The sequence below is a fragment of the Phenylobacterium sp. LjRoot225 genome, from assembly GCF_964252855.1.
GTDB lineage: Bacteria > Pseudomonadota > Alphaproteobacteria > Caulobacterales > Caulobacteraceae > Phenylobacterium.
The window spans coordinates 1,194,590-1,210,728 of sequence record NZ_CAXUPL020000001.1 but is presented as its reverse complement, the minus strand read 5'-3'; the positions used below and the strand labels follow the sequence as shown (position 1 = coordinate 1,210,728).

15 protein-coding genes are annotated in these 16,139 nt (G+C 67.4%); 11 read left to right on the top strand and 4 right to left on the bottom strand.

What is annotated here, in order from left to right; translation table 11 throughout:
- Nucleotides 1–68 precede the first annotated feature (68 nt).
- A complete protein-coding gene (locus tag ACSQ2B_RS05840) occupies nt 69–1,133 on the bottom strand; it encodes an AI-2E family transporter (protein ID WP_436048150.1) in 1,065 nt (354 codons plus the stop codon).
- Nucleotides 1,134–1,257: 124 nt separating this feature from the next.
- Between ACSQ2B_RS05840 and ACSQ2B_RS05835 the strand changes: the two genes are divergently transcribed.
- The 3 genes from ACSQ2B_RS05835 (at nt 1,258) to ACSQ2B_RS05825 (ending at nt 4,342) form a co-directional block, all read left to right on the top strand.
- Nucleotides 1,258–2,106 (top strand): universal stress protein, encoded by an 849-nt coding sequence (locus ACSQ2B_RS05835; protein ID WP_436048148.1) that lies wholly within the window; start codon nt 1,258–1,260, stop codon nt 2,104–2,106.
- Between the two features lie 622 nt (nt 2,107–2,728).
- Nucleotides 2,729–3,481, top strand: coding sequence for a Crp/Fnr family transcriptional regulator (locus tag ACSQ2B_RS05830; RefSeq protein WP_436048146.1), 753 nt, complete (start codon nt 2,729–2,731; stop codon nt 3,479–3,481).
- Nucleotides 3,482–3,634: 153 nt separating this feature from the next.
- On the top strand, nt 3,635–4,342 hold the full coding sequence (locus ACSQ2B_RS05825; RefSeq protein ID WP_436048144.1) for a Crp/Fnr family transcriptional regulator: 708 nt from the start codon (nt 3,635–3,637) through the stop codon (nt 4,340–4,342).
- A gap of 10 nt (nt 4,343–4,352) precedes the next feature.
- Here ACSQ2B_RS05825 and ACSQ2B_RS05820 read toward each other — a convergent pair whose 3' ends face one another.
- A complete protein-coding gene (locus ACSQ2B_RS05820) occupies nt 4,353–4,871 on the bottom strand; it encodes a cupin domain-containing protein (protein WP_436048142.1) in 519 nt (172 codons plus the stop codon).
- Between the two features lie 1,028 nt (nt 4,872–5,899).
- On the opposite strand from ACSQ2B_RS05820, the gene ACSQ2B_RS05815 reads away from it, so the two are divergent.
- The 8 genes from ACSQ2B_RS05815 to ACSQ2B_RS05780 all read left to right on the top strand — a co-directional run bounded on the left by ACSQ2B_RS05815 (nt 5,900) and on the right by ACSQ2B_RS05780 (nt 13,956).
- Complete coding sequence (locus tag ACSQ2B_RS05815) at nt 5,900–6,418, top strand: Crp/Fnr family transcriptional regulator (RefSeq protein WP_436048140.1); 519 nt, start codon at nt 5,900–5,902, stop codon at nt 6,416–6,418.
- Between the two features lie 212 nt (nt 6,419–6,630).
- A complete protein-coding gene (locus tag ACSQ2B_RS05810) occupies nt 6,631–7,383 on the top strand; it encodes a Crp/Fnr family transcriptional regulator (RefSeq protein WP_436048139.1) in 753 nt (250 codons plus the stop codon).
- 282 nt (nt 7,384–7,665) lie between these two features.
- Nucleotides 7,666–9,567, top strand: coding sequence for a calcium-binding protein (locus tag ACSQ2B_RS05805; RefSeq protein ID WP_436048137.1), 1,902 nt, complete (start codon nt 7,666–7,668; stop codon nt 9,565–9,567).
- A 407-nt stretch (nt 9,568–9,974) separates the two neighbouring features.
- Nucleotides 9,975–10,631, top strand: a complete 657-nt coding sequence (locus tag ACSQ2B_RS05800; RefSeq protein ID WP_436048135.1) for a Crp/Fnr family transcriptional regulator — start codon at nt 9,975–9,977, stop codon at nt 10,629–10,631.
- A gap of 331 nt (nt 10,632–10,962) precedes the next feature.
- Nucleotides 10,963–11,586, top strand: coding sequence for a phasin family protein (locus tag ACSQ2B_RS05795; RefSeq protein WP_436048133.1), 624 nt, complete (start codon nt 10,963–10,965; stop codon nt 11,584–11,586).
- Between the two features lie 210 nt (nt 11,587–11,796).
- The gene (locus ACSQ2B_RS05790; protein ID WP_436048132.1) at nt 11,797–11,997 is read left to right on the top strand and encodes a hypothetical protein; all 201 of its coding nucleotides are present in this window, start codon (nt 11,797–11,799) and stop codon (nt 11,995–11,997) included.
- 129 nt (nt 11,998–12,126) lie between these two features.
- Nucleotides 12,127–12,354 (top strand): hypothetical protein, encoded by a 228-nt coding sequence (locus ACSQ2B_RS05785; RefSeq protein WP_436048130.1) that lies wholly within the window; start codon nt 12,127–12,129, stop codon nt 12,352–12,354.
- Nucleotides 12,355–12,552: 198 nt separating this feature from the next.
- Nucleotides 12,553–13,956, top strand: a complete 1,404-nt coding sequence (locus ACSQ2B_RS05780) for an aromatic ring-hydroxylating oxygenase subunit alpha (RefSeq protein WP_436048128.1) — start codon at nt 12,553–12,555, stop codon at nt 13,954–13,956.
- A 39-nt stretch (nt 13,957–13,995) separates the two neighbouring features.
- Here ACSQ2B_RS05780 and virB11 read toward each other — a convergent pair whose 3' ends face one another.
- Nucleotides 13,996–14,988, bottom strand: a complete 993-nt coding sequence (virB11, locus tag ACSQ2B_RS05775) for a P-type DNA transfer ATPase VirB11 (RefSeq protein ID WP_436048126.1) — start codon at nt 14,986–14,988, stop codon at nt 13,996–13,998.
- Complete coding sequence (gene virB10, locus ACSQ2B_RS05770) at nt 14,985–16,139, bottom strand: type IV secretion system protein VirB10 (RefSeq protein ID WP_436048124.1); 1,155 nt, start codon at nt 16,137–16,139, stop codon at nt 14,985–14,987. Before virB10 ends, virB11 begins: the two co-directional genes overlap by 4 nt.

Below are 16,139 nucleotides of genomic sequence, written 5' to 3'. Positions count from 1 at the left end.
CGACAGGCGGCCAGGGAGGTTGCGGCGGCCCCTTCCTGCTCAGCTCGACCCGCTCGCCGCCACAGCGGCTATTCGGCGGCGCGCTTCGGGTCCTCGGCGCCGAGCTCGGCTGGGCGGTCGGCCAGCACCCCTTCGACATAGACCATCTTGGTCAGCACATAGACCACCACCGCCAGCGGCGTGGCGAACAGCACGCCCAGGGGGCCCAGCAACACGCCCATCGCCAGGACGGCGAACAGGGTCACCGCCATCGGCAGCTGCGCCAGGCGCCGCAGAATGAGCGGGGTGATGAGGTTGGCCTCCAGCTGCGAGGCGGCCAGATAGACCGCCCCGGCCCACAGGAAGGTCTGCGGCCCGGCCGCCAGGCTGACCAGCAGGCCCGGCACGGTGGCCGCCATCGGGCCCACGACCGGCACGAACTGGCCGATGCCGGCGATGACGCCGAGCGCGAAGGCCGAAGGGACTCCGACCAGAGCCAGCCCCACGCCGGTGGTCACGCCCACCAGGATCATCGAGAAAAGCTGGCCGACCAGCCACTGCTTCAGCGCCAGGCCGGTCGCTTCGAGAACCGTCCTGGCGCGCGCCCGAAGCCTGGGCGGAAAGAGCCGCAGGAACCCTCTGAGGTAGGACTCCGGATGATAGGCCAGGTAGAGGCCGGCGAAGAAGACGATCACCGTCCCCGCGACCGCTCCCGCCGCCTGAGCGGCCACCTTGGGGCCCAGGTCGATCAACCATCCCGCGCCAAAGCGGTCGTCCAGCTCGCGCAGCATCGCCGCGCCCAGGGGGGAGGCGCTCAGGCGGGCCTGCAGTTGCACCCAGGCGCGTGGCAGCAGATCGCTCAGGCTGGCGAACTGCGCCTCGACCTGGCGGCCGAACGTCCAGACGGTCGCGACCACGGCGAGGGCGACCACCAGCACGGCGACGGTGAGGGCGGCCGTGCGACCCATTTTGGCCCGGCGCTGCAGCGGCTCGGCGATCGCGTGCAGCAGCACCGCGATCAGCCCCGCGCCGAATGTCATCAGCAGCACATCGGCGAGGCGCACCGCCAGCAGCCCCAGCGCCACCAGGCCCAGGACCAGCAGGACGCCGCGCTGGAGGTCGTCGCGCGGCGACGATGAGCGGGGAGGCTCCATGCCGCCAGCCTTGCGGCCGCGCCCGCCCGGCCGCCTTGAGGCGTATCAAATCGTGTGATCCGGAAGTTGGATAGGATCCTCGTCTTGCGACTGGGGAACGATGCTGAGCAATACGGAGCCCCCGATGAGCCTCGCCGACATGCTGCTGCAGATCGACGCCTATCCGGACGTGACGCCGAACGCGTCGATCGACCAGGCGGTGGAGTTCGCCAGGCTCGTCGGCGGGGGGCTGGCCGCGCTCGCGGTGGCGGTTGACCTGCCGGTGAAAAGCAATCGGCTGGCGGACTATCTCGTGGGCTTGACCAAGCTCGAGAAGGACGAGGAGGCCAAGAGCCTCGCCGCCGCCCGCGGGGCCATCGACCATTTCACCGTCCAGGCCAAGACCGCCGACGTGTTCACCGCCGCCGTTGTCGAGAAGGCCGCGCTCTACCGCGTCCCGGAGCTCGTGGCGAAGCGGGCGAGGACCCGCGATTTTTGCATCGTGCCGCTCGGCGGCCGCTTCGATGGCCAGGCGGAGGTCGCCGTTACGGCCATCTTCGATTCCGGCCGCCCCGTCCTGGTCTACAAGGGCGAGAGGCAGAACTTCACCCGCGGCGCCCTGGAAGAGGTTGTCGTCGCCTGGGACGGCGGGCGGAGCGCGGCGCGCGCGCTGGCCGACGCCCTGCCGATCCTCCAGCGCGCCAAGGCGGTGCGGCTGCTGACGATCGCCGGCGAGAAGCCCGACCTGCCGCGTTGCGGCGGCGCCGATGCCGTGCGGCACCTGCGAAGCTATGGGATCGAGGCCGCCGCCGATCGGGTGGCAGGCGAAGGCCATCCGATCAGCACGACCCTCGGCGGTTATCTGGACGACCGTTGTCCGGACCTGCTGGTGATGGGCGCCTACGGCCATTCCCGGCTGCGCGAATTCATCCTCGGCGGGGCGACCGAATTTGCGGTGCAGAACGCCCCGGTCCCGATCTTCTTCTCGCACTAGGCGGTATCGACCTAGGCCGACGGCGCGTGGGCCTGGCCCCCGTCCTTAAGCCGAGGCGCAGCGATGGTCGGGCTGGCGCGAGGCCCGGACCGCGACCTGAACCGTCAGGATCTCCGCCGCGACAAGTCTGCGCCGTGAGACGTGATGCACAGTATTCGCCCGACTACAGCCTCGTCGAACTTTGCTCTGCATCCCCGCGAAACCGCAGCTGTCGCCCTGTCGCGGGGGCGACGCAGGTACTCGTCATAGTCGTAGTTTTACGTCTCCGCAACTTGAAGACATGAAGAGATGCCGGTCCGTCAGCCGCGGGAAGGATGGGCGCGGCGGGCGGTCGCGCTCCATTAAGAATGTCTATAGCATCCGATGTGAACGGTCACTTTGTGTGTCAGTCCCTCCCGACCGCCCGGAGGAAATTCACCAACCTATATCCCACGATAACTTGTTAACAAGTTCGTGAATTCAGTCTAACCTTTGGTTGTGACAAGCTCATGTCTGCTGGGTGGACGCAAAAAATAAGCACCTCGTGTCGAAGATTTTGCGTACGCGAGATCTGTGATGTTGCAATGCAACGAAAGTTTTTCGCGACCAAAGCCGTTGTCACTGGAAGGGGACTGCGATGTCTATGGTGCTCGAAGGCGAAATCAAGGCGCGCGGCCGATCCATTACTTCTCTCGGCGCGGAAGAATCTTCCGTCGACGTGAAGACGGCGCGGAGCTTCTGGCGGGCGGTTGAGAGAATACAGCCCGGCGCCAGCATCTCCAGCGGGCCAGCCGGTCGAGAGCGGACGATTGTCGTCGTGTCGGGCTGGGTGTCGGAAACCCGGATTTTGCCGGATGGTCGCCGGCAGATCTTCTCCTTCCTGTTGCCAGGCGACGTGGCGGCCATGACCCACGCCTCGAATATCGGCAACCGCGGACTGGTGGCGCTGACCAACGTGGAGATCGCCGACGCGGGCGCCTTGGGCGGCGGCGAGGCCGGGGAAGGTCCCGGCGCCTGGCTGACGGACGCTTCGCGGCGGCGTGAGGAGCGCCTCTTTGAACAGATCGTGCGCATCGGACGCCTGTCGGCGAAGGAGCGGGTGCTGAACCTGCTGCTTGAACTCTACGACCGGCTGGACGCCATCGGTCTTGTGAAGGAGTCCGCGTTCCGGATTCCTCTGACGCAGGAGGTCTTCGCCGACGCTCTCGGCCTGAGCGTCGTCCATATCAACAGGACCCTGCAGCAGTTGCGTCGTGAGGGCATGGTGACGATGGGGCGCGGAACGGTGATGCTCCACGACCGCCAAAGGCTCGCCAGCTTCGCCTGCTATCAAGCAGAGATCCATCATGGCGGCTTCGACCAGTCGCGGCGTGCGAGCGCGGCCCGATCCAATTGAGGGCCTGCGCCGGGGCGGGGGAAGGTAAACCCCCGCCAGGCGGCCAAACCACTGTCCGTATTGGCGAATGATAAGGAAGCTGCGCTCCGAAGCCTGATCTTGGAACCGTGTTCTGCAGGCGCAGGTGTCGCGCGCTGCAGCCGGATCCGACAGATGCAGCAGCCGAGCGGCCTCCACAGAACCGACGCCGAGCACGCCCTCGCGGGATTGGTGAGCGTCTCCGGGATGTCGGGCTTGAGCGCCGAGACCTTGCGGCGACTGATCGGTCCGATCGAACGCTATCCCGCCGGAGCCGTCCTGAGCTCCATCTCCCCCGCGCCAAGATTGAAGTGGATCCTCAGCGGCTGGGTCTGCGAAATGCGCGTTCTTCCCGACGGCCGCCGGCAGATCTTCTCCTTCTCCACGCCGGGCGACGTTGTGCTTTCCCGGCCCGTCAACGTCACCAGTCCCTGTTCCGTGGTCGCGCTCACCGGGGTGGAGTGCGTGGACGTGGCGCAGACCCTCGCCCGGGCGAAGGAAGCTGATCGCGCCGAACTCTGGCGGGCGATGTATCTCGCCCTAACGGTCGCGGAGGAGCGCCGGTATGAGGAGATCATCCGCCTGGGACGGCGATCCGCCCTCCAGCGCCTGGTGGATCTGCTGATCGAACTGCATGACCGGCTTGACCAGATCGGCATGGTGAAGAATGGCAGCTTTAGCCTTCCGATCACCCAAGAGCATATCGCAGACGTGCTCGGGCTGAGCGTCGTGCATGTGAACCGCAGCCTCAAGACGCTGCGCCTGAAGAACTTGGCGACCTTTCGCTTCGGTCGCGTCAGCGGGCTCGACCGGGCCGGCCTGGAGCAGTACCGCGAGGGCTGAGCGCAGGCCTCTAGTCGCGGTCCTGCGCCTGGTAGGCGGTGATGACGGCGCGCAGTCCGGCGTTCGGGTCGGTGGAAATCGACATCTGGGGCTGGTCTTCCACGGTCTTGAAGTCGCCGGCCGCGTAGGGTTCGCCGCCGAGGTCGAAGCCGCCGGCGAGAACGAGGATTTCCGCCATGCCAATCGGCCTGTGCAACGGAATCTTGGCGGCGGGAACGGCGCGAAGCATGTAGACGGTCTCGCCGATCCCGCTGGCTGAGGGAGCCGTCGCAACCTCCACCCCAGGGGCGATGCTGGTCCACGGTCCCTGAGGACCGATTGCGGTCGGCGACCCCGCCGCGCCCATCTGCTGTATAAGGCTGCGGCAGTGGGGGCAGATCTCGAAGTGCAGGCCCAGCAAGGCCGCCGTTCCCGAGGAGCAGTCGCCAATCAGGTAGTCCGCCAGCGCCTGGGGCGCGGGATGGTGATTGGGCGTCATCGGCAGGCCGTCGCCAAAGGGCCGGAAAAGCGCTTGGCTAACCGTCTGCACGTCCTGCTCCTGAGCGGTCTGTCGCGTAGCATCTGCCTCGATCATTTGGCGTTCGCAACCTCAAGGCTGTGGCGCAGGCCACATCTCGCAACCGGTGCTGCAGATAAGTCGTTCTGCGCCGTCCATCGCCGGGTTTGTGCTTATTCGCCAAAATTCGTCCAATGCAAAGGCCCCGCCCAAGCCGATTTCGGCACGCGCTGGAGGTAACTTTGTGTCCTTCGAATCCAAGCTGTGCAGTTTTCTGCCCTTTGGCCATGTTTCCCGGATGCGCGCCCGACCGCTTGAAACCTGCGGTGGGCGCCGGGCGGGGTGATGCGTCGTCGCCGCCGCCTTCTTCGGGATGGGTTCGCTGCGCCATTCGAACCGGGCGGCTGGGCTGGCGCTTAATCTCGAAACGCGATGTCCAGTCGCGCGGACGTCGCAGCAAGCCGGCCACTGATCTCTTGGCGGGTTCGGAAGATCCGCCTTCGGTATTCGTCCGGCACCAAGCTGTCGGCTGCTCTGGTTCTGATTTCCGAGCGATGTTCGAAGATTCGCCCCTGAAGCCGGGTCCTCGCTTCGAGAATTGATGAACAGCAACGGGCCGTTGGTTAGCGCTCTGGATCCCCGCAAAAGTCAAAGTGCACGGATTACGCGTGGTAAATTGGCGAAAGACAATTGTAGGTAATTATCATCACGGCTTGGTGAATTTGTTAGGATTGGAGGGGGTGACACTCTGAATCCCATACAAATGCTGCATTCAGGAAACCGGGGCTGTCGTCAATATCGCGTATTCGTAGCGTTAATCGGCGCTTCTCACGGTATTGGTGTGGAAGGGGTTGTTTATGGACATGTTGCGTGACGTCGGCGTCGTCTCGTGCGACGGCAGGTCTAGGTCCGTCGGAGGGCCTGACCTCCGAGAGGTTGACGTCGGACAGGTAAAGAACTTCTGGCGGACCGTGCAGAGGATCCCAGTCGGCGCCAGCGTGACCGCAGATCCTGGCGGTCGGAAGCGCCAGCTTGTGGTGGTCTCAGGATGGCTCTGCGAGGTGCGGATCCTTCCGGACGGCCGGCGGCAGATCTTCGCCTTTCACTTGCCCGGCGACGTCGCGAGCTTCAGCGGCGTCTCCGACGTGGGCGACCGTGGCCTCGTGGCCTTGACCAACGTCGAAATCGCCGACGCCATAGCCTTGGTCGCCGGTGAGCGGGCGTCCGCCTCCGTTGCCGATGCGGTCCGCCGAGGCGAGGACCGGCTCTTCGACCATATCGTGCGGATTGGGCGGTTGACGGCCCGGGAACGGGTGCTGAACCTTCTGTTCGAACTTCACGACCGGCTGGAGGTGATCGGGCTCGTCAAGGCGGGCGCCTTCCGCCTCCCCCTGACGCAAGAAGTGTTCGCAGACGCGCTGGGACTAAGCGTGGTGCACATCAATCGAACGCTGCAACGGCTACAGCGCGAAGGGTTTCTGACAATCGGGCGTGGCATGGTCACGCTGCACCAGCCTCAGAAGCATGCGGCGGCGGCCTGCTACCAGTCTGAGGTCGAGCAGGTTCGTCTCGAGCGTTAGCCGCGGCCCAGTGACATTTCGGGGTCAATCCAAGCCGACAGAGGACTGTTCGCCAACCGGGTGCAGTCCTTTGTTGTCTTCGTAAATATCCAAACGCCGAGTTGTATTCCTACGTTCAAGATGGCGAATGTTAGTGAGGTCGCCACCCCAGACTGCTCTTTCAGGACGCGCTCTGTCGCCCCGTTTCAAGCGCCAGAATCGGAAAGAAAGAGATGCCGACGTCGAGCGGGACTTCCGAATCCCTGGCGCACCCGGCGGCCGAGGGGCTGATCCGGAACGCTGGATTGCCGCAATCCATGGCGGAAACCTTCACCGAGCTGATCCGTCCCATAGAGCATTATCCCGCAGCCGCGGTGATCAGCTCGTTCGCCCGGACGCCGCGCCTGAAGTGGATCCTGAACGGCTGGACCTGCGAGATGCGCGTGCTGCCGGACGGAAGGCGGCAAATCTTCTCCTTTGGGATCCCCGGGGACCCGGTGCTCTCGCGCCCGGTGAATCGCGCCAGACCGTGCTGCGTGGTCGCATTGACCAGCGTCGAATGCATCGACGTGGCCCAGACCCTGGTCCGGGCCAAGGACGCGGAGCGGGTCGCGATCTGGAAGGCGATGAACGACGCGGTCGGCCTCGCCAGGGAGCGGCGCTACGAGGACGTGGTTCGGCTCGGCCGGCGCTCGGCGCTGCAGCGCCTCGCCGACCTTCTGCTCGAGTTGCATGATCGGCTGGACCAGATCGGCGTGGTGAACGAGCGCAGCTTCTACCTGCCGCTGACCCAAGAGCACCTCGCCGACGCGCTTGGCTTAAGCGTGGTGCACGTGAGCCGAAGCCTCAAGGCCCTGCGGCTTCAGGGTGGCGTGACGTTTCGCTTCAGCCGGGTCAGCCACGTTGATCGCGCCCGTCTGGTCGAACTGGCCCAGGGGCTGCATCGGGCGGACCACGCCGACGTGCTTCCGAGCCCCACGCAATAGCGGCAAGCGTGCCGCCGCTCGCCCTTAGGGGCTCTATCTTCTGATCGCCGAAGGCGTCGCCCGGGCGACGAGCGCGGCCCTTCAAGCTGTGGCGTCACGCCATTGAGCCGGCGCCGTTTTCCGTTTCACGCAGACGTGAGGGCGGCCCGCGGGGGCGCCTATCTTCTGGTGTGTCGGGGAAGATCACCGACGAGCACATCACATCCTTGGGTGCGAACTTGGCGCTGCCCAACGCCGCAGCTGTGCGCGAACGGCGCCGGCGCCGCAGCACTGGATGGGTAGATGGCGACCTACACGTTCGAGACGATCACCTCCGCCCAGGCCGCGAGCTACTCGGCGGCAAGCGACACGCTGCAGTTCGCAACCGCCGGGGCGAACGCCAAGCAAGCCAGTCTCGTCTTCAACCCTGATGGGGCGTTTGGTGGATCGCCACTGTACGTGACCATCACCCTGGGCGGCCGTTCCGTGGACTTCGGCTTCGGCATCCATGGTAGCGACGCTCGCTTCCCGGATGGAAGCCTGCTGTTCGTGGGGTGCCCGTTCAGAGAGGATTGGTGGCTCGGCAGTGCGGCCGGCGACGCAATGTATGGCGTCGAGGGCAACGACAGCCTCTCGGGTCTCGCAGGAGCCGACCACCTGCTGGGTGACGACGGGCGGGACACCCTGATCGGCGGAACGGAGAATGACACCCTCGACGGCGGAGCGGGCGCCGACACCCTGGACGGCGGCGCGGGCGCCCTGGACGTGGCGAGGTTCTCCGGCGACAGCACCGATTACGTGGCCAGCGACCTCGGCGGCGGCGTCCTGGGGATTTCAGGACCGGATGGCTTCGACCGGCTCACCGGGATTGAAAGGCTGGCGTTCGACGACGGCGTCTTCGGCGAGAACGAGGCGCCGTCCGGCGCGGACTTTAGCAGCACGCTCGCGGCCGGGACGTCGCACACGCTGGCGGTGAGCGACTTCGGCTTCAGCGACGGCCAGGGCGACGGGCTTGAGGCTGTCAAGGTCGCCACCCTGCCGGCCAGCGGCCAGCTTACGCTGAATGCGACGGCCGTGACCGCGGGCCAGGTGATCAGCGCGGACGACATCCAGGCGGGCGACCTGGTGTTCACGCCGAGCGGCGTCGGAACCACCTCCTTCACCTTCCAAGTGCGCGACGACGGCTTCGTCGGCTGGGGCGAGAACGAGGACGCCACGCCCAACACCATGACGTTCACCGTGCCGGAGCCGCCACCGCCACCTCCACCGCCACCTCCACCTCCACCTCCACCTCCACCTCCGCCGCCTCCGCCTCCACCGCCACCGCCACCGCCACCGCCGCCAACCGACGGCGGCCCGACCGTCATCACCGGCGGCTCCAGCGGCACCGCCGAATCCGACGTCGTCCAGCTGGGAGCCTCGTCGGACCACTTCTCCGCCGGGGAGGGGGGCGACACCGTCACCAGCGGCGGCGGCAATGACTGGGTGCACGGCAACGGCGGCTTCGACAGCATCGCGGGGGGCGCAGGCGACGACACGGTTCTCGGCGGCCGCGACAGCGACCGCATCTTCGGGGACGACGGTGGCGACCAGCTGTTCGGCGACGCCGGCGACGACAGCGTCTACGGCGGCCTGGGCGACGATCGGATCGAGGGCGGCGACGGGGCCAACTACCTGCGCGGCGAGGACGGGAACGACCTCGTCGTGGGCGGCTCCGGCGCCGACAACATCCACGGCAACATCGGCGAAGACACGGTCCGCGGCGGCCTGGGCGCCGACTGGGTGCTCGGCGGTCAGGGAAACGACCAGGTGTCCGGCGACGCCGGCGACGACATCATCAACGGCAACCTCGGCTCGGACACCTGCGCGGGCGGGGACGGGGCGGACATCGTCCGCGGCGGTCAGGGGGACGACCTGCTGGACGGCGGCGCCGGCGACGATTGGCTGTCGGGCGATCGCGGGAATGACGTCCTGACCGGCGCCGCCGGGGCGGATGTCTTCCACATTTTCGCCGGAGGCGGCGTCGACCGGGTGCTGGACTTCAGCGTCGCCGAGGGGGATCGGGTCCAGCTTGCGCCCGGTCAGTCCTACAGTCTGAGCCAATCAGGCGCGGACACGGTGATCGACCTCTCCGGCGGCGACCAGCTGGTCCTGGTCGGCGTGCAGCTCTCAAGCTTGCCGGGCGGGTGGATTTTCGGCGCCTAAGACACCCACCCCAAGCCGACGCTCCTGGATGATGTCCACAGTCTCCGCCGCCAACCGCGGCGAGACGCCTGAACGATAGTTCCCCCGGTCCTCTGATCCCCATCGAGACTGGCGCCGCACTCGCGGATGGAAGGCGTCTTGGCCGTCAGCATCGGGAAGATTTCGGTGCGTCGTGCTGCCTCATCCGGAGAAATACGGGGGCAATCCCCCGGAATTTCACCGGCACATCAATTGATGGACATTGGCTTCGACGGGCGCTGATCACCACGCCGATCAAGTTGAACCGTCAGTCGGGGAAATACAGGGGGTTGGTCATGTCTATGGCGAGTGAGGTTAGCGTCGTTTCGCATAGCGGGGGGTTCACGTTCGCCGCAGCAACTGACGTCCGACAGGTCAACGTTGGACGCGTGCAGAACTTCTGGCGGACCGTGGAGCGGATCCCGGCCGGCGTCGGCGTCTCCGCGGATCCCGAAAGCCGGCGCCGCCAGATCGTGGTGGTGTCAGGATGGATCGCCGAGACGCGGATCCTTCCGGACGGCCGGCGGCAGATCTTCGCCTTTCTCCTGCCAGGGGACGTCGCGAGCATCAGCGGCTCCTCGGACGTGGGCAGCCGCGGCCTGGTGGCCTTGACCAATGTCGAAATCGCCGACACAGCGGCCCTGGCGACCGGCGAGCAGGTCTCCGCCTCCATTGCAGACGCCATCTCTCGACGCGAGGCGCGGCTCTTCGACCAGATCGTGCGGATCGGGCGGCTGACGGCCAAGGAGCGGGTGCTGAACCTTCTGCTCGAACTTCACGACCGGCTCGAGGTGATCGGGCTCGTCAAGGCGGGCGCTTTCCGCCTCCCTCTCACTCAGGAGGTGTTCGCAGACGCGCTCGGGCTGAGCGTGGTGCACATCAATCGAACCCTGAAGCAGCTGCGGGGCGAGGGGTTGCTGACGGTCGGACGCGGCAGGATCACCCTGCACCAGGATCACAGGCTCGCGGCCCTCGCCTGCTACCGGTCTGACTCCGAGCAGGTCCGACCCGAGCGTCCGCGCTGGCCCAGCGCGGTTCGGGACTAAGCCCAGCCGGCCAAGTCCCAAATGCGGGTCGCCACCTCGCGTGGCCACAAAGCGGGCGGGCGCAGGGATCCAATCTTACGCGTGACGTGGGCTGAAGAATTATTTCCGCTCATTATTGTCGAACGTCTCACGCGGACGTCGTCCGAACTCCGTCGGGCGACGCTGACGGCGAGGTATCGGGTGATGTGCTGCAATTAATAGTCTGACGGAGCAGGTTCCACGGAACAGAAGCATCCGCGTCAGGGTTATGTGCTGCGTTGCCGCTCAACGTATCGTTGCGTCGGGCTAGGCAATTCGGCCCGCTGCGCGGGCGTTTCGCGAGGAGCTTCCCATGGCAGACGTTCAAAACACCGGCCCCACGCTCGCCTCGAAGAATGGCGGTGAAGATGCCGCGGAGGCCGCCCGTCGTGTCGCCAACGCAGGTGCGCGCCAGGCCAAGGAGGGCCTCCGCGCCGCCGAAACGGTGGCGGACAAGAGCGCCGAGGCGAACGGCGCCGCAGCCAAGGCCAACAGCGAGATCCTGCGCATCCAGCTCGAGACCGCCCAACAGGCCGTGCACTCGAGCCTCGAGGTGGGGATTCGCAGCTTCGAGGGCCTGACCCAGAACTTGACACGCGCACTCGACGTCGCGACGCCGAACCGGGATCTGAGCGAGCAGTCGGCGCAGAACGTCCAGGCGGTGTCGAAGGCGTCCAGCGCGCTCGCCAAGGGAGCCCAGGACGCGTCCCGCGCCTGGTTCGAACTGACCCAGAAGACGGTGCGCACCAACCTCCAGGCCTTCGGCCGGTTGGCCGGCTGCCGGACCCTGCAGGACGTGGCGGCCCTGCAGAGCAACCTGTTGCGCGACAACCTGCAGCTGGTGATCGAGAGCAGCGACATCGTCGCGCGGACCCAATCCGACGCGCTTAAAGAAGCCACCCGGGCGATCCAGCCGCGGGCCCAGCCCGCAGCCTGAAACGACTAAGGCGGCGGGTTCTGCGGGCCTTGAGGCGCCGGGCCCGCCTGCCACTGCGGCTGCACCGGCATAGGGCGGCCGGAACATCGCATTCATCCGACTCCGCGCTTTGCTTTTGATCGATCACCCCAGGTCGACCTGCGGCAGGCTGATGACTTCAGCCTATCCGGCCGCGCCCATGGATGCGCCGCGGCTTCCGGGGATTTGCCAATGGCGAAGAGATCGATCGATACGCTGCAGGACACCATCGCCGCCGCGCGCTCCGCCGCCCAGCACTCGGGCGCCGAACCGCGCCACGCCGACCTATCGCCCGCCGACGCCGGGCGCGATCACTTGGTAGAAGCGCGTCTGAAGCCTGAACCCGGGCGCGAGCGCGTGTGGGACGTCCGCACGGCGGTGCACAGGCGCTGAGCACATGCGCCTAAGCCGCGCTTCCGTGACATCTCGATTCTGAATGAGCAGCCGGGCTGGCTTCGCCGAAGCCGGCGAACGCATCGCCGCGACGGGTCAGCGGCGGAACGATCCGTGGAGAAACTCGACGTGAACGGACGACGAGACGTTGCAGATGAATCGGCGCCCAGCGGCGCCGTCGTCGCCACCCCCGGCAAGGCGCGGCCCTATGCGGTCGTGGTCTGCCTCAAGCGGGTGATCCTGCGCAGCGAGCCGGTCGAGAGCATCGACCAAGGCAACCGCCTCTTGCTGCGTCTGCTGACCGAGGCGGCGGGGGAGACGAATCCGCCCGTCGAAGACGCCGGCAGCGACGGCTGACCAGCGCCCGCCGCCCATAGGGTCCGGCCCGGCACAATCCCGCCGCTGTCGCCGAAAAAATCCTGCACGTCGCCGCCCGCGGGGCCTGGCCCATGATGTCTGGTTTCAGCGGCGCTACCTGCGGTGTTGCGGCGAGGTCCGCTCTGCGGAATGCTGTCGTCCATGCCCCCGGCTCGACCCGGCGGCGGGGAGGAAAAGATGACGGTGATGATGCAGGCCAAGGACGCCCGTACGGGGGACGTGCCGTTTCTAATCGACGATCCGGAGTTCATCCCGTCGCGGCGCTACTACGACGAAGCCTTCTTCAAGCTGGAGTGCGAGCGCCTGTGGCCGCATGTCTGGCAGATGGCCTGCCGGCTGGAGGAGGTTCCGAACGTCGGCGACTGGGTCGAATACACCCTCCTCGACAAGTCGATTATCGTGGTCCGGACGCAGACGGGGGTGAAGGCCTTCCACAACGCCTGCCGCCATCGCGGCGTGAAGTTCGCCAACGGCAGCGGCAACTGCGAGGTCCAGGGCTTCAACTGCCCCTTCCACGGCTGGCGCTGGAACATCGACGGCAGGAACACCTTCATCTACGAGCGCCGCTACTTCAGCGAGGACGCCCTGACGCGAGAGGACGTCAATCTGCTGCCCTGTCGGGTCGAGCTGTGGGGCGGCTGCGCCTTCATCAACTTCGACGACGATGCGCCGCCGCTGCGCGAGAGCCTGGGCTCCTTGGCGGACCGGCTGGAAGCGCACAATGTCGACAAGCTGAAGGTGGACTGGTGGCATTCGGCGGTGCTGCCGGTGAACTGGAAGCTCGCCATGGAAGCCTTCATGGAAGGCTATCACGTCATGCGGACCCACCCGCAGCTCCACGTCCTGACTCCGCCGGGCATGAGCCTCTACGGCTCCGAAGGGGCGAGCACCAAGGCGCCGCCTGGCCGGGTCAAGTCGGTTCGGGACTATGTCGAGCTGATGATCGACTTCATGCGCAGCCTGCACACCGGCATGGCCGGGATGATCGACCCCCGGGAGATGGCGATCATCGAGGGCCTGCGCGACGTCGAACTGCCCGACGACCTGGCGACGGCGCCACAGGCCTTTTTCGGCCGCATCAATGGCGAGATCACCCGGCAGGGCCGGGAGCAGGGGATTCCGACGCCCGACCTGAACACTGTGGCCGCGACGCATCCGATCTCGGCGGTCGAATACATCTTCCCGCATTTCTTCCTGCTGCCGTTCTTCAGCGCGATGTCGTCCTATCGGGTCCGCCCGCTCACGCCGGAAACCTGCCTGTTCGAGATCTGGGCGCTCTCGCTGCACCCCGAAGACGAAACCCGCGAGCCGCCCAAGGCGCCCGCGCCGAAGTCGCACGACGACCCGAGCTTCCCGGAGATCCCGCAGCAGGACTATTCCAACCTGCCGCTCCAGCAACTCGGCCTGCACAGCCAGGGCTTCAACTACATGCGCCTCTCCAAGGACGTGGAGGGCATGATCAGCAACTACCAGCGGCTGATCGACGGCTATCTGACCGGGGTGGATGCGGCCAGGCTGTCGAAAGCGACCCAGGTCGTCTGCAGCGGCTACGACAGCCCGATCCGCGACCTGGGGTTCTGACGCCCGCTGCGCCCCTTCCCGGGCCGGAGGGTACGGCGCTCAGCGCGCGGGGCGAAACTGGATCTGGGACACCGCCCGACGGCCTTCGCTGCGCGTGAGCTGGATGAAGATGTCGACAACGCCGCGGACGTAGGCGGCGATCTCCGCGCGTCCGAGGTTGAGCCCGGCCTGGAGGACCATGAGGCTGAGCTGTTCGACCGCGCCTTCCGGGCTGTCTGCGTGCAGGGTGGTGATCGAGCCGGGGTGTCCGCTGTTGACCGCGCGCAGGAAGCTCGCAGCCTCGCGGCCCCTGAGTTCGCCCAGGATGATACGGTCGGGGCGCATGCGCAGGCAGGCCTGCAGCAGGTCCTCGGCCGCGACCTTGGCCTCGCCGGTTTCGCCGCGCACCGCCAGCAGGCCGATCGCGTTGGGATGCTCGATCCGGATCTCGGCGGCATCCTCGATCAGGATCAGCCGCTCGTGGCGCGGGATCTCCTTCAAGAGCGCGTTGACGAAGGTGGTCTTGCCGGTGGAGGTGCCGCCGGCGACGACGATGTTCTTGCGCTGGCGGACGGCCTCGCGAAGGAAATCGGCGGTCAGGCCGCCGTCGAGCAGCCGGCGCAGCTCCGCATCCACCGCCTCGACCTGGGAAACCCCGTCGGTCCGCACGCGGGCGAAGAAGCCGTCGCGCGCGTAGTCGTCCAGGCTGAGGTCGGCGACCACATGTTTGCGCACCGCCACCGCCATCGGGCCGCGCGTCGCCGGTGGGGCGATGATCTGCACCCGGGCGCCGTCGGGGAGGGTGGCGGACAGTAGGGGGTGCTCGCGGTTCACCCCCTGGTGCGAGAGGCTGGCGATCTGGCGCGCCAGCCGCCAGAGCGTGGTCTCGTCGAGCCCTGCGGCCTCGTGGCGTTCGAGCCCGCCCTGAAGGGTCTCCACCCAGACCTCGCCCGGGCGGTTGACGTAGAGGTCGGTGACGTCGGGGCGGGCGAGCAGGGTCGCGATCGGCGCAAGATAGGTGGTCAGATAGACGGCGGCGGGCTGGGCGTTCACCACCCCGTTCCCGCATTGATCGGGCCCGCATTGACTGGGGCCACGGCGGAGAAGTCCAGGTCGCGGGCGACGAAGATCCGGATCGCCTCGCCCTGCGGGACCTTGATGGTCGGAGGAACGGATTCCGGCTGGACCAGGGAGGCGGCCGCAGCGGCCTGACCGGGGGAGCCGATGGCGACGGTGGTGGTCGGGCCCTTGGCGATCGAGGCGACCCCGGCGTTCAGCACCGACAGCAGGATCGAGCCGCCGAAACGGGTGAAGAAATGCCGGTCGACGTCGCCGGTAAGCCCGCCGCGGCCGAGCTGATCGGTTCCGGGCGAGCCGATCTGCACGGTGACGCCGTCGGGACGGGTGACACGCGACCAGATCACGAAGGCCCGGGATTGACCCAGTGAGACGGCGCTGCGGTATTGGCCGATCAGCCGGCTGCCGCGCGGGATGAGCACCGTCCGGCCGTCGAAGCTGCGCACGTCGCGGCTGACGATCGCGCGCGTGTAGCCCGGCAGGTCGGAGTTGATCGCCGTCTCCAGCACGGCTGGAATGACCGCGCCTTGCGGGATGACGAGGCCAAGGTCGCCCATCTGGGTGGCGATGGCGGCGCCCGGGGTCGAGCCGCCGAGCTGCAGCCGCTGGGCCATGCTTTCCACCGCGCCGGGACCGGGCTGGCCTTCCAGCGCCTGCGCCATGGCGGCGCTCGCCGAGGTCTCGCCGGTCGCCGCGGGGCGCGGCGGGGCCGCCGCCTGGGCCAGGGTGAGGGGCCGGTTCTGCCCGCTGAGATCGACGACCACGGCGGGCGCGCTGAGGCGGGTCCTGACATCGCTGGCGACGGCGGGCGGGGGCGAGGCGGGCGCTGGGGCCGGTGACGGCTGTGGGAGCGCAGGCTGGACGGGCGCGGCCGGCGGCGTCTCCGACGGTGCGGCGGGGAGTTGTAGCGGAGCGGCGGGCTCGCTGGGCGCGGCGTCGGGGGCGGGCGCCGTCAATGAGCGGGCCTCGGCCTGGCTGCGGCGGCCGTTGAGGACCAGGAAGAGCGCCACCGCCAGGACGATGAAGGCGGCGATGATCAGCGGCGTGGGCAGGCCGCCGCTGGTGCGCGCGACGCTCAGGCGGGGCTGCAGCTCGAGGGTTTCGGGATCGGCGCTCGGGGGCGTCAT